This window comes from Dactylosporangium sp. NPDC049525 (assembly GCF_040676755.1).
Taxonomy (GTDB): Bacteria; Actinomycetota; Actinomycetes; order Mycobacteriales; family Micromonosporaceae; genus Dactylosporangium.
The window spans coordinates 64,816-80,054 of sequence record NZ_JBFAPO010000037.1 but is presented as its reverse complement, the minus strand read 5'-3'; the positions used below and the strand labels follow the sequence as shown (position 1 = coordinate 80,054).

The 15,239-nt window shown below is 72.7% G+C and carries 2 protein-coding genes (1 of these 2 running past the window's edge); both read left to right on the top strand.

Going from position 1 to position 15,239, the window contains the following annotated elements:
* Positions 1–1,575, top strand: the 3' end of a protein-coding gene (locus AB0K00_RS37975; protein WP_363531061.1) for a non-ribosomal peptide synthase/polyketide synthase. 30,267 nt of this gene lie to the left of the window's left edge; only the last 1,575 of its 31,842 coding nucleotides appear in the window; the start codon falls outside the window, past its left edge; the stop codon is at positions 1,573–1,575.
* Positions 1,575–15,239, top strand: a complete 13,665-nt coding sequence (locus AB0K00_RS37970) for an amino acid adenylation domain-containing protein (RefSeq protein WP_363531059.1) — start codon at positions 1,575–1,577, stop codon at positions 15,237–15,239. Before AB0K00_RS37975 ends, AB0K00_RS37970 begins: the two co-directional genes overlap by 1 nt.

The following is a 15,239-nucleotide window of genomic DNA, read 5'->3' as shown; positions in this document are numbered from 1 at the left end:
AAGGCGGGCGGTGCCTACCTGCCGATCGATCCCGGGCTTCCGGTCGAGCGCGCCGGGTTCATGCTCGCGGACGCGCGCGCCGCTGTGGTACTGGGACTGGAAGACGTCCTTGACGAGCTTCCCGCCGGTCGGGTGCGCTCCGTAGCGTTGGACGATCGGCGGGTGGCCGCGGCGGTCGCGGCTCAACAGGGTGAGCCGCTGGACGTCGTGGTGTTGCCGCAGCAGCCGGCGTATGTGATCTACACGTCGGGTTCGACGGGGACGCCGAAGGGTGTCGTGGTCACGCATGCCGGGCTGGGCAGTCTGGTGGCGGCACAGGCGGAGCGGTTCAACCTGAGCGGCGACAGTCGGGTGTTGCAGTTCGCGTCGGTCGGCTTCGATGCGGCGACCGCTGAGATGTTCGTGTCGTTGTGCTCGGGTGCCTGCCTGGTCGTGGCCGCGGCGGATGAACTGCTGCCGGGTGCTGGCCTGACGAGGGTACTGACTCAGTTCGGGGTGACACACGCGACGTTGCCGCCCGCGGTGCTGGCGGTCCTCGCCCAGGAGGACCTGGCATCGGTCACAACCCTGGTGTCCGCTGGTGAGGCGTTGAGCGCGGAACTGGTCGACAGGTGGGCGCCGGGACGCCGGTTCGTCAACGCGTACGGGCCGACAGAGACAACGGTCTGTGCGTCAATGTCGCAGCCTTTGACGGTCGGTGACACGCCGACCATCGGCGGCCCGATCGTGAACACCAGGCTGTACGTGCTGGATGACCGGCTCGTGCCGGTCCCGCAAGGTGTCGCCGGCGAGTTGTATGTCGCCGGGGCCGGGTTGGCGCGCGGGTACGCGGGCCGGACCGGGCTGACCGCGGGCCGGTTCGTCGCGGACCCGTTCGGTGCGGGTGGCCGGTTGTACCGGACCGGGGATGTGGCACGGTGGACTGCCGACGGGGACCTGGTCTACCTGGGCCGCGCAGATGAGCAGGTCAAGGTTCGCGGGTTCCGGATCGAACCCGGCGAGATCGAGGCCGTCCTCGCCGCTCACCCACAGGTCGGGCAAGCCGTCGTCATAGCCCGCGAGGATGTCCCGGGCGACAAGCGCCTCGTCGCCTACGTCGTCGCGGAGGATGACGAAGACGATCCGGATGTGTCGGGGTTGTCGGGTGTGTTGCGGCAGTTCGTCGGGTCGCGGTTGCCGGACTACATGGTCCCGGCAGCGGTCGTGGTCCTCGAAGCGTTGCCGTTGACGGCCAACGGCAAGCTGGACCGCCGGGCGCTGCCCACACCGGAGCTCGCCGCGGCCGCGGGCACGGGACGCGCCCCGGCCAACGCCCGCGAAGAAGCACTCTGCCAAGCCTTCGCCGAGATCCTCGGGATCGACCACATCGGGGTCGACGACGACTTCTTCGAACTCGGCGGCAACTCACTGCTCGCGGTACGGCTGACCAGCCGCATCCGGTCCCTGCTGGAAGTGGAGGTGCCGCTGCGACTGCTCCTGAACGAACCGACCGTCGCCCGGCTCGCCGCGAAGATCGAGGACAAGAAGCCAGCCCGGCCGGCGCTGCGGCCGATGCGAAACACGGAGGAGTCCTGATGTACCCCCTGTCCTACGCGCAGCGCCGCCTGTGGTTCATCGGCCAGCTGGAAGGCCCGAGCACGACCTACAACATCCCGACGGTGATGCCGCTGCCCGGTCAGGTCGACGCCATCGCGCTGGGCGCGGCGCTGCGCGACGTGATCGGCCGGCACGAGATTCTGCGCACCGTCTACCCGGTCGTCGGCGGCGAACCGTTCCAGAACGTCCTCGACCTGGACGGCCTGAACTGGGAGCTTCAGGTGCGCGCGGTCACCGCTGCGGAACTGCCCGCCGCGATCGACGAGGCGTTGGGGCACGTGTTCGACCTCGCGGCAGAGGCGCCGATCCGGGCGTGGCTGTTCGAGGCCGGGCCGGGCGAACAGATCCTGGTGCTGATCGTGCACCACATCGCCAGCGACGGCTGGTCGAGCGAGCCGCTGATCAGGGACGTCACCACGGCGTACGAGGCCCGGCTCGCCGGTCACGCCCCCCGATGGGCGCCGTTGCCGGTCCAGTACGCGGACTACGCGCTGTGGCAACAGGAACTGCTGGGCAGCGAGGACGACCCGGCCAGCGTGATCTCCAAGCAGGTCGCGTACTGGCGGGATGCGCTCGCGGGCGCACCGGACGAGCTCGCGCTCCCCTTCGACCGGCCCAGGCCCGTCGTCGCCGACCACGTCGGGCACAGCGCCGCCGTGCGCGTCCCAGCCGACGTGCACGCGCGCCTGACCGAGGTAGCACGCGAACACGACGTCACCGTGTTCATGCTGCTGCAGACCGCGATGGCGGTGCTGTTGTCGAAACTCGGCGCCGGCACCGACATCCCGATCGGCGTCGCGGTCGCCGGGCGTACCGACGACGCGCTGAACGACCTCGTCGGCTTCTTCGTGAACACACTGGTGATCCGGACCGACCTGTCCGGCGACCCGACCTTCGCGCAGGCGCTCGCCCAGATCCGGGAAACGGGATGGCGTGCCCTCGAGAACCAGGACGTGCCGTTCGAACGGCTGGTGGAGAAGCTCGCCCCGACCCGTTCACTGTCGCGGCAACCGCTGTTCCAGGTGATGCTCACCGTCGAGAACGCCGGCCCGGCCGTTGCCCCGCCAGACCCGCAAGCGGATGACGCGGCGGAAGTGCGTGCGTCGGTGGCGAAGTTCGACATCGACGTGACCCTCAACGAGACGTTCCGCGCCGATGGCGCCCCGGCGGGACTGCTCGGCGTGGTCACCGGCGCAGCCGCGCTGTTCGATGCGGAAACCGTCGAAATGATCGCCGAGCGGCTCGCGAGAGTCCTCACAGGACTCGTCACGGACCCGGGTCTGCGGCTGTCCGAGGTGAGTGCCCTCGACGACGACGAACGGGCCCGGGTCCTGGTGGAGTGGAACGACACCGGGTTCGTGGCGCCGGCCGCTACGGTGCCGGAGTTGTTCGCGGCGCAGGTAAGGCGTACGCCGGATGCGCCCGCGGTGGTGTGCGGTGGCGTGGTGGTGTCGTATGCGGAGTTGGATGCGCGGTCGTCTCGGTTGGCTGGATGCCTGTCCGGGTTGGGGGTTGGGCCGGAGTCGGTGGTGGGGTTGTGTTTGCCGCGGGGTGTGGATCTGGTGGTGGCGGTGTTGGGGGTGTGGAAGGCGGGTGGTGCGTATTTGCCGGTGGATCCGGCGTATCCGGTGGAGCGGGTTGGGTTCATGTTGGCTGATGCGGCGCCGGTGTGTGTGGTGACGGTGTCGGGGTTGCTGGGTGGGGACACGGTTGGTGGGGTTCCGGTGGTGGAGTTGGACGATCCGGGGTTGGGAGGCGATGCCGGTGCGGCGCTGGCCGTGGTGGGGCCGGGGTGCGCGGCGTATGTGATGTACACGTCGGGGTCGACCGGCATCCCGAAGGGTGTGGTGGTCGAGCAGCGGTCGGTGGCGGCGCTGGTCCAGTGGGCCGGTGAACGGTTCGGCGGTGGGCTGTTCGATCGGGTGCTGGGTGCGACGTCGTTGAGTTTCGACGTGTCGGTGTTCGAGCTGTTCGGTCCGTTGTGCTGTGGTGGGTCGGTCCGGATCGTGGAGGATCTGCTGGCGCTGGCGGACGGCGTGGTGGATGACGTGTCGCTGGTCAGTGCGGTGCCGTCGGCGTTGGTGCCGGTGCTGGGTTCGGCGTCCGCGGACATGGTGGTGCTGGCGGGCGAGGGCCTGTCGGCGCCGGTGCTGAGCACGATCCGCGACGGCGTGCCCGGCGCGGCCGTGGCGAACATCTACGGCCCGACCGAGGCGACGGTGTACGCCACCGCATGGTTCGACGACGGCGTCGACCGTCCCGTGCCGCCGATCGGCCGTCCCATCGGCGGGGCCCGGGTGTACGTGCTGGACGACCGGCTGCGGGTGGTGCCGCCGGGGGTGGCGGGGGAGTTGTACCTGGCGGGTTCCGGCATCGCCCGCGGCTACCGCAACCGGCCGGGTCTGAGCGCGGAACGGTTCGTGGCGGACCCGTTCGGTGACGGTGGACGGCTGTACCGGACCGGGGACGTGGTGCGGTGGACCACCGGCGGGGACCTGGTGTACCTGGGCCGCGCCGACGAGCAGGTGAAGATCCGCGGGTTCCGGATCGAGCCGGGCGAGATCGAGGCCGTGCTGACCGCGCATCCGCAGGTCGCGCAGGCCGCCGTCATCGCACGCGAGGACACTTTCGCGGAGAAGCGCCTCGTGGGGTACGTCGTGCCGGCCGGTGGGACCGGCGCCGACGACGGGCTGCCTGCCACGCTGCGCCGGCTGGTGGCCGAACGGCTCCCCGAATACATGGTGCCCGCGGCTGTCGTCGTCCTCGAGGCGCTGCCGCTGTCGGTGAACGGCAAGCTGGACCGCAGGGCGCTACCGGCGCCGGACTTCGCGGCCGCCGCGGGAACCGGGCGCGGCCCGGCGAACGTGCGCGAGGAACTGCTGTGCCAAGGATTCGGCGAGGTGCTCCGGCTGGAGTCCGTCGGGGTCGACGACGACTTCTTCGCCCTCGGCGGCCACTCCCTGCTGGCGGTACGCCTCGTCGAATGGCTGCGGGTGCGGGGCGTGCCGGTGTCCGTGCGGGCGCTGTTCCTGTCGCCGACGCCGGCCGGGCTGGCCGCCGCGGCCGGTGCCGTGACCGTGCAGGTGCCGGCGAACCGCATCCCCGCCGGCGCGCAGGCGATCACACCCGACATGCTGCCGCTGGTCGACCTGACCGAAGCCGAGCTCCAGACCGTGGTGGCCGGGGTACCGGGCGGCGCCGCCAACGTCGCGGACGTCTATCCCCTGGCGCCGTTGCAGGAAGGCATCCTCTTCCACCACCTGCTGGCCGACGGTGGCGAGGACGCGTACGTGACGCCGTTCGTGCTGGAGTTCGACGACCGGACCCGACTCGACGGGTTCGTCGCGGCGCTGCAGCAGGTGATCGACCGGCACGACGTGTTCCGGACGTCGGTGGCGTGGGCCGGGCTGCGGGAACCGGTGCAGGTGGTGTGGCGGTCCGCGACCCTGTCGGTGACCGGGGTGCGGGTCGCCGCCGACGCCGCGGACCCGGCGGAGGAACTGGCGTCGGCGGTGGGGCTGTCGATGGACCTCGGGCGGGCGCCACTGCTCGACGTGCACGTGGCCGAGGCGGCCGACGGCCGCTGGCTGGGGCTGATCCGGGCCCACCACCTGGTCCAGGACCACACCGCGCTCGAGGTCGTGCTGGCCGAGATCGAAGCGGTCCTCGCCGGCCGGGTGGACAGCCTGCCGGAGCCGCTGCCGTTCCGGGACTTCGTGGCGCAGGCGCGGGCCGGGCTGGAAAGCGGCGCGCACGAGGAGTTCTTCCAGGGACTGCTGGCCGGGGTGACGGAGCCGACCGCCGCGTTCGGGGTGACCGACGTGCGCGGGGACGGCTCCGGGGCGGTGCGGATCGGCGTGCCCGTGGACCCGCAACTGGCGGTGCGGTTGCGGGCGGTGGCCCGCGATCTGGGCACGAGCCCGGCGACGGTGCTGCACGTGGCGTGGTCACGGGTCCTGGCGGTCGTGTCGGGCCGCGACGACGTGGTGTTCGGGACCGTGCTGTTCGGGCGGATGAACGCCGGCGCCGGCGCCGACCGGGTGCCGGGGCTGTACATGAACACCCTGCCGGTGCGGGTCCGCACCGCCGACCTCGCCGTGCTGGACGCGGTCAGGTCGATGCGGAACCAACTGGCCGAACTCCTGGAGCACGAGCACGCACCCCTCGCCCTGGCACAACGAGCCAGCGCCGTGCCGGCCGACACGCCACTGTTCACCACCCTGTTCAACTACCGGCACAACGCCACACCCGGCCCGGAAAACCCCGCCGAGCGCAACGCCGCGAGCGGCCCGGAAAGCCCCGCCGCGGGCAACGCCGAGCGCGACGCCGACGGGTTCACCGGGGTCCGGCCCGTGTACTCCCGGGAACGGACCAACTATCCGCTGTCGGTGTCGGTCGACGACAACGGCGACAGCCTCGGGCTGACCGTGGCCGCCGTCGCCCCGATCGACCCGCGGGCCGTCGCCGGGATGCTGCACACCGCGGTCGGCGACCTCGTCGCGGCCCTGGAGCAGACCCTGGAGGACGACACGCAGACGCCGCTGTCCCGCGTCGGCGTGCTGGACGCCGCGGAGCTCGACCGGGTGCTGACGCAGTGGAACGACACGACGGCCGACGTGCCGGCCGGGACGCTGCCGGGGCTGTTCACGGCGCAGGCGGCGCGGACGCCGGACGCGACGGCGGTCGAGTCCGAGGACGAGACGGTGTCCTACCGGGACCTCGACACCCGGTCCAACCGGCTGGCCCGCTACCTGACAGGACACGGCGTCGGGCCCGAGTCGGTGGTGGCCGTCTGCCTGGAACGCGGCGTCGACATGGTGGTCGCGCTGCTCGGCGTGATGAAGGCCGGCGCCGCGTACCTGCCGGTCGACCCGGACCTGCCCGCCGAACGGATCTCGTTCATGCTGGCCGACGCCGCGGCGGTGTGCGTGCTCACCGACACCCGGTCCGGCGGGGTGCTGCCTGCGTCCGGAGTGCTCGCCGTGGACGTCGCCGAAGCATCCGCCGCCGAGGGACTGTCCGATGAGGACCCGGCGGTGCCGGTGCTGCCCGGACACCCGGCGTACGTGATGTACACGTCTGGGTCGACCGGCGTGCCGAAGGGCGTGGTGGTGCCGCACGCCGGGATCGTGAACCGGCTGGCGTGGATGCGGACCCGGTTCGCGCTGACGCCCGGGGACCGCGTGCTGCACAAGACGCCGTTCGGGTTCGACGTGTCGGTGTGGGAGCTGTTCCTGCCGCTGATCCAGGGCGCCGTGACGGTGCTGGCCCGGCCCGGCGGCCACCGCGATCCCGGCTATGTGGCCGAGCTGATCCGCGATCGGCGCATCGACACCGTCCACTTCGTGCCGTCGATGCTGGCGGCGTTCCTGGCGGTCCCGGAGGCCGCCGGGTGTGTCGGGTTGCGGCGGATGGTGTGTTCCGGTGAGGCGCTCGGCCCGGCGGTGCGGGACCGGTGCTTCGACGTGCTGCCCGGCGTCGCGTTGTACAACCTCTACGGCCCGGCCGAAGCGCCGACCGAGACCGCGGGTGAGGTGCCGGCCGACGGCGCCGGGGTCGTCCCGATCGGCCGGTCCGTGTCCAACACCCGGGCGTTCGTGCTGGATGAGCGGCTCGCACCGGTGCCGGTCGGGGTCGCCGGAGAACTGTACGTGGCCGGCGCCCAGCTGGCCCGCGGCTACGTGCGGCGGGCCGGGCTGACCGCGGAACGGTTCGTAGCAGACCCGTTCGACACCGCCGGTGGTGGGCGGCTGTACCGGACCGGGGACGTGGTGCGCCGCGACGTCGGCGGCGACCTGGTGTATCTGGGCCGGGCCGACGAGCAGGTGAAGCTCCGCGGGATCCGGATCGAGCCCGGCGAGGTCGAGGCGGTGCTCGCCGCGCATCCGCAGGTCGCCCGGGCCGCGGTGATCGCGCGCGAGGACACGGCCGGGGACAAGCGCCTCGTCGCGTACGTGGTCGGGACCGCCGACGGTGCGGCGCTGCGGGAGTTCGCCGGGACACGGCTGCCGGAGTACATGGTGCCGTCGGCCGTCGTGGTCCTCGATGAGCTGCCACTGTCGGTGAACGGGAAACTGGACCGCAGAGCACTGCCGGCGCCGGACTTCGCGTCCCTCGCCGGGTCCGGGCGCGCACCCGCGAACGCCCGCGAGGAGCTGCTGTGCCTGGCGTTCGCCGAGGTCCTCGGGCTCGGCACCGTCGGGGTCGACGACGACTTCTTCACCCTCGGCGGGCATTCGCTGCTGGCGGTCCGGCTGGTCAGCCGGGTCCGGACCACGCTCGGCGTCGAGGTGTCGCTGCGGAGCCTGTTCGAGGCGCCGACCCCGGCCGGGCTGGCGCGGCGGATCGCGGGCGCCGGCGCGGCACGGGCCCCGCTGGTGCCGTCGGTGCGCCCGGCGCGGCTGCCGTTGTCGTTCACGCAGCAGCGGCTGTGGTTCATCGGCCAGTTGGAAGGGCCCAGCGCGACCTACAACCGGCCGGTGGTCCTGAGGCTCTCCGGCGACGTCGACCACGCCGCGCTCGGCGCGGCCTGGCGGGACGTGATCGGCCGGCACGAGGTGCTGCGCACGGTCTTCGCCACCGACGACGGGCAACCGTTCCAGCGGATCCTCGACGTCGACGACCTGGACTGGCAGCTGCAGACGGCCGAGGTGACCCCGGCGGAGCTGCGCACGCGGGTCGCGGCGGCCGCCGAGTACGCGTTCGACCTGGCGGCCGAGGTCCCGATCCGGTCGTGGCTGTTCACGGTGACCGGCGAGGACGAGCGGGTCCTGGTCGTGGTGGTGCATCACATCGCCAGCGACGGCTGGTCGACCAAGCCGCTCGCCGAGGACCTCTCCACGGCGTACGCGGCCCGCCTCCAGGGCCGGGCGCCGGTGTGGCAGCCGCTGCCGGTGCAGTACGCGGACTACACGTTGTGGCAGCGCGACCTGCTCGGCGACGACCGGGACCCGGACAGCCTGATCTCCCGGCAGGTCGCCTACTGGCGGCAGGCACTCGCCGGTGCGCCGGAGGAACTGGCGCTGCCGGTGGACCGGCCCCGCCCCGCGGTGGCCCGCCATCTCGGGCACACCATGCCGGTGCAGGTCCCGGCCGACGTCCACGCCCGGGTCCGCGACGTCGCCCGCGAGCAGGGCGTGACGGTCTTCATGCTGCTGCAGGCCGCGCTGGCGGTGATGGTCTCGAAACTCGGTGCCGGCACGGACATCCCGATCGGCTCGGCGATCGCCGGGCGCACCGACGAGGCACTCGACGACCTCGTCGGATCGTTCGTCAACACCCTGGTCATCCGCACCGACGTGTCGGGTGATCCGACGTTCGCGGCGTTGCTGGCGCGGGTACGGGAGACGAGCCTGACCGGGTTCGAGCATCAGGACGTGCCGTTCGAGCGCCTGGTCGAGGAACTGGCACCGTCCCGCTCGCTGGCCCGGCACCCGCTGTTCCAGGTGCTCCTCACCATGCAGAACAACGCGGCCGCGGTCCTGGACCTGCCGGGGGTGGGCGCCGGCGAGGTGTCCGTGCCGTCGGCGACGGCGGAGACGGCGGCACCGGCCGCGGCGCCGGTGCTGTCGGCGGTCAAGTTCGACATCGACGTGATCGTCAGTGAGGTCTTCGACGCGGAGGGCACCCCGGCCGGGATCCTGGGCGGGCTGAGCGGGTCGGTGGACCTGTTCGACCCCGAGACTGTCGCGGTGATCGCCGAGCGGTGGACGCGGGTCCTGGCGGCGGTCACCGCCGACCCGGACCTGCCGGTGTCCGCGGTCGACGCGCTCAGCGCCGAGGAACGGCACCGGGTCCTGGTGGAGTGGAACGACACGCACACGCCGCTGCCGGACCTGGCGGTACCCGCGATGATCGCCGGGCAGGCGGCGCGGACCCCCGACGCGGTCGCGCTGGTGTGCGACGGAACCGACGTCACCTACCGGGACCTCGAAGCCCGGGCGAACCGCCTCGCCCGGTTCCTGACCGGGCTGGGGGTGGGCACCGAATCGGTGGTGGGCCTGTGCCTGCCGCGGGGCCAGGACATGATTGTCGCGCTCCTCGCCGTGTGGAAGGCCGGCGGCGCGTACCTGCCGCTGGACCCCGCCCACCCGGCCGAACGGATCTCGTTCATGCTCACCGACGCGCGCGCCGCCGTGCTCGTCGGCACCGAGGACCTCCTGGACGAGCTGCCGGCGGGCCGGGTGCGCACGGTCGCGCTGGACGACCCGCGGGTCCTCGCCCGGCTGTCGACGACATCCGGCGACCCCGTGGACACGCAAGCGCTGCCGGGGCAGCTGGCATACGTCATCTACACGTCCGGCTCGACCGGGACACCGAAGGGCGCGGGCGTGACGCACGGCGCCCTCGCCAACTACGTCGCCGCGGTGCCGCCGCGGGTCGGGCTGGCCGGGCCGGGACGCTTCGGGGTGCTGCAGGGTCAGGTCACCGACCTCGGCAACACGGTGGTGTTCGGGGCCCTCGCAACGGGCGGAACCCTGGTGGTGGCGCCAGAAGCGGTGGTCACCGACCCCGTGGGCATGGCCGCGTTCCTTGCCGCGCACCGCGTCGACGCGATGAAGGTGGTGCCCTCGCACCTGGCCGCACTGGGCGCCGGCCCGGCCGGCCTCCCCGGCGTGCTGCCCGGCCGCGCCGTGGTGCTCGGCGGCGAGGCGGCCCCGGCGGAACTGGTGCGGGAGCTGCTAACCGATGAGGACCGGGACGTCTTCAACCACTACGGGCCGACCGAAACCACGATCGGGGTGCTCACGGCCCGGCTGGACGCGCAGGCCGTGCGGCACGCGACGGTGCCGATCGGCCGGCCCGTGGCCAACACCCGGGTCTACGTGCTCGACGACAGCCTCGCACCGGTACCGGCCGGCGTCGCCGGCGAGCTGTACGTCGCGGGTGCACAACTGGCCCGTGGCTATGTCGGGCGGGCCGGGCTGACGGCGGGCCGGTTCGTGGCCGATCCCTTCGGCGGCGGCGAACGGCTCTACCGCACCGGGGACGTCGTGCGCTGGAACCCCGACGGGCACCTGGTGTACCTGGGCCGCGCCGACGAACAGGTGAAGATCCGCGGGTACCGGATCGAACCGGGCGAGATCGAGGCGGTGCTGACCACGCACCCGCAGGTGGCCCGGGCCGCCGTCATCGCCCGCGAGGACACGGCCGGCGAACGGCGCCTGGTCGCGTACGTCGTGCCGGGCGACGAGGACGACCGGCAGGACCCGGCGCTGCCCGCCACCCTGCGGCAGTTCGCCGCCGGCCGGCTGCCCGACCACCTCGTCCCGGCGGCCGTGGTGATGCTCGACCGGCTGCCGCTGACCGGCAACGGGAAGCTGGACCGCCGGGCCCTGCCCGCACCCGAGTTCTCCAGCACCGCCGGCTCCGGGCGCGGCCCGGCCAACGTCCGCGAGGAGCTCCTGTGCCAGGCGTTCGCACAGGTCCTCGGCCTGGAATCGGTCGGCGTCGATGACGACTTCTTCGACCTCGGCGGGCACTCGCTCCTCGCGGTCCGCCTGGTCAGCCGGATCCGGACGCTGCTCGGGACCGAGGTCGACATCCGCACCCTGTTCGAGGCGCCGACGCCGGCCGGGCTGGCGGGGCGGCTGTCGGCGGCCGGTGCGGCGCGGGCCCCGCTGACGCCGCAGGAGCGTCCCGAACGGATCCCGCTGTCCTACGGGCAGCGCCGGCTGTGGATCATCGACCAGCTGGAAGGGCCGAGCCCGACCTACAACATCCCGGTCGCGGTGGGTATGCCGGGACCCGTGGACCGGGCCGCGCTCGCGGCGGCGCTGCGCGACGTGCTCAACCGGCACGAGGTGCTGCGCACCGTTTTCCCACCCGCCGACGGTGAGCCGTACCAGCGAATCCTCGAAATCGACGAGCTGGACTGGCAACTGCAGGTGGTCGAGGTCTCCGAGGACGACCTGCCCGCCGCCGTGGCGCAGGCCCGGCAGCACGTGTTCGACCTGGCGACGGAGGCCCCCATCCGGGCGTGGCTGTTCACCGCCGGCCCCGACGCCAACGTGCTCGTCGTCGTGGCGCATCACATCGCCAGCGACGGCTGGTCGTGGGCGCCGCTCGGCGACGACGTCACCACGGCCTACGAGGCCCGGCGGGCGGGCCACGCGCCGGTGTGGCAGCCGCTGCCCGTGCAGTACGCGGACTACGCGCTGTGGCAACGGCAGCTGCTCGGCGACGACCAGGACCCCGACAGCCTCATCTCCCAGCAGGTCGCCCACTGGCGGCAGGCCCTCGCCGGGCTGCCGGAGGAGCTGAGCCTGCCGTTCGACCGGCCGCGGCCGGCGGTGATCGGCCACAGCGGAACCCGCACGGGCATCGACGTCCCCGCGTCCGTGCACGCGCGGCTGCTGGCGGTGGCCCGCGAGCAGGGGGTCACCGTGTTCATGGTGCTGCAGGCCGCGCTGGCGGCGCTGCTGTCGAAACTCGGTGCGGGCACGGACATCCCGATCGGTTCGGCGGTCGCGGGGCGCACCGACGAAGCCCTCGACGACCTCGTCGGCTACTTCGTCAACACCTTCGTGATGCGCACCGACCTGTCCGGCGACCCGACCTTCGCCGAACTGCTGGCGCGGGTCCGGGAAACGGCGCTGTCGGCGTTCGAGCACCCCGACGTGCCGTTCGAACGGCTCGTGGAGGAGCTGGCGCCGGCCCGCTCGCTCGCGCGGCATCCGCTGTTCCAGGTGATGCTGCTGCTCCAGGACCCCGCCACGGCCGCCGACGACCCGCCGGGCACCGAAGCGGGCCCGGCCCCGGACGCCGCGGCGACGGCGAAGTTCGACCTGGACTTCAGCATCGGCGAGCTGTACGACGCCGAGGGCAAACCGGCCGGCCTGTCCGGCGGCCTGGTCGCCGCGACCGACCTGTTCGAACCGGCGTCGGCGCGGCGCATCGCCGAGCGCTGGGTGCGGGTCCTGGAGGCGGTGAGCGCCGATCCGCAGCTCCGCCTCAGCGAGGTGGAGGTGCTCGGCGACGGCGAGCGGGCGACGATCCTCGGCACGTGGAACGACACCGCCGCAGGGGTGCCCGACGCGACCGTCGTCGACCTGTTCGAGGCCCAGGTCGCCCGCACCCCGGAGGCGGTCGCCATCATCGCCGGCGACGTCGAGGTCACCTTCGCGCAGCTCGACGAGCGCGCCAACCGCCTCGCCCGGCTGCTGACCGGCCGCGGCGTGCGGCCGGAGTCCGTGGTCGCGGTGGTGCTGGAGCGCAACGTCGAGCTCGTGGTGGCGTTGCTGGCGGTGCTCAAGGCGGGTGCCGCGTACCTGCCGATCGACCCGGCCTACCCGGCCGGCCGGACCGCGTTCGTGCTCGCCGACTCCGGCGCGGTGTGCCTGATCAGCGACGGGAGCCTGCTGGACCGGCTGGCGGAGTTCGAGGTCCGCGTCGGCGGCCACGACATCGTGCCCGTCGTCCTGCTCGACGACCCGGCCGTCGCCGGGGAACTGGCCGGGCTCCCGGGCGGCGGCCTCGAGCGCGGCGCCGCGCTGCTGCCCGAGCACCCGATCTGGGTCATCTACACCTCCGGCTCCACCGGGCGGCCCAAGGGCGTGCTCGTCGGGCACCGCGCCGTCGTCAACTTCCTGCTGTCGATGCGGGAGCGGTTCGCGTTCCGCACCGGCGACCGCCTGCTGGCCGTCAGCACCGTCGGATGCGACATGGCGGGTCTGGAGTTCTATCTGCCGCTCGTGTGCGGCGTGCCGATGATCCTCGCCTCCCAGGAGCAGGTGCTCGACCCGTGGGCGCTGCGGGACCTGATCAGGACCCGCGCCGCGACGGTCGTGCACGCCACCCCGAGCCTGTGGCGCGGCCTCGTGGCGGACGCCGACGACCACGTCGACTGGTCGCGGGTGCGGGTGTACGTCGGCGCCGAGGCACTGCCCGAGGACCTGGCGCGTACCCTGCTGGACCGGACCCCGTCGGTGACCAACCTGTACGGGCCAACCGAGACCACGGTCTGGTCCACCGCGAAACGCATCGACGCGACCACCGCCGACCTGACGTCCATCGGCGGCCCGGTCGCCAACACCCAGCTGTACGTCCTCGACGACGCGCTCGTCCCCGTGGCGCCCGGCGTGCACGGCGAGCTGTACATCGCCGGGGACGGCCTCGCCCGCGGCTACCTGGGCCGTCCCGGGCTGTCCGCGGAGCGGTTCGTGGCGTGCCCGTTCGGCGACGGCGGGCAGCGGATGTACCGCACCGGCGACGTGGTGCGCTGGAGCGCCGACGGCGACCTCGCGTTCCTGGGCCGCGCCGACGACCAGGTGAAGATCCGCGGGTTCCGGGTCGAGCTCGGCGAGGTGGAGGCGGTCGTCGCCACGCACCCCCGGGTCGCGCAGGCCACCGTGATCGCCCGTGAGGACAGCCCGGGAGACCGGCGGCTGGTCGCCTACGTCGTCCCGTCCGGGGGCGGCGACACCCTCGAGGACGACGACCTGACCGCTCAGGTGCGGGGGTTCGTCGCACTGCGCCTGCCCGCGTACATGGTGCCTTCGGCGGTGGTCGCGCTGGACGCGTTGCCGTTGATGCCGAACGGGAAGCTGGACCGCAAGGCACTGCCCGCACCCGACCCGGCGGCCGCCGCGACGGAGGACGACATCCAGGTCACCGCGCTCGAACAGCACATCCGTGAGGTGTTCGCCGAGGTACTCGGTCTGGAGACGGTCGGCGACGAGGACGACTTCTTCGCGCTCGGCGGGCACTCGCTGCTGGCGGTCCGGGCGGTGGCGCGGCTGAAGGAACGGGGCATGTCGTTTGCGGTGCGGGACATCTTCGCCGCGCCGACCGTGAAGGGTCTCATCGGCCGCGCGGACCTGTCGTCGTTGCGGGACGTGCTCGGTGTGCTCATGCCGATCCGGGAGGAGGGTTCCCAGCAACCCATCTTCTGCGTGCACCCGGCGGGCGGCATCGGCTGGTGCTACCTGCCGATGGCCCGGTTCGTGCCGAGCGACATCCCGCTGTACGCATTGCAGGCACGCGGGCTGGACGGCACGAGCCCGTTCGCGGCCTCGGTGGCGGAGATGGCGGAGGACTACATCGAACAGCTGCGCACCGTCCAGCCTGCCGGGCCCTACCGGCTGCTGGGCTGGTCCTCCGGTGGGCGGGTGGCGCACGAGATCGCGGTGCGGCTCCAGAACGCCGGCGAAGAGGTGTCGGCGCTGATCCTGCTCGACATCTACCCGCCGCGGCCCGATGCCGACTACGGGCCGGTCGGCGGGGAGGACGCCCCCGCCGACCTCGAGGAGCTGCCCCCGCCGGACCCGGACGCCGAACTGTTCGCGTTGCGGGACTGGGTCCGCGGGATGACCGGTCCGCTCGGTGGACTGTCGGATGAGGACTGCATCAACTTCGCGCGTCTCTTCCTGAACAATCAGAGAATCTCCGCCGAACACAGCTATGGACGGTTCGACGGTGACGTGATGGTGCTCGTCGCCGGGGTGGACCGGACGGAGCGCGCCGGATCCCCCGGGGACTGGGCGCCGTATGTGACCGGAACGGTCCGGGAGGCCCAGATCGCGTGCCGGCACAGCCAGATGGTCGAGCCGGAGTGGCTGGGCGACGTCTGGTCGGCGATCGAGGGTCTGCTGGGGGACAGCACACCGTCGCCGCGAGCCGACACCGGCCGCGACGCTGCGTGA

Excerpts from the sequence above, each read along its gene's own strand:
- AB0K00_RS37970 (WP_363531059.1), top strand. The coding sequence starts at position 1,575 with ATGTACCCCCTGTCCTACGCGCAGCGCCGCCTGTGGTTCATCGGCCAG.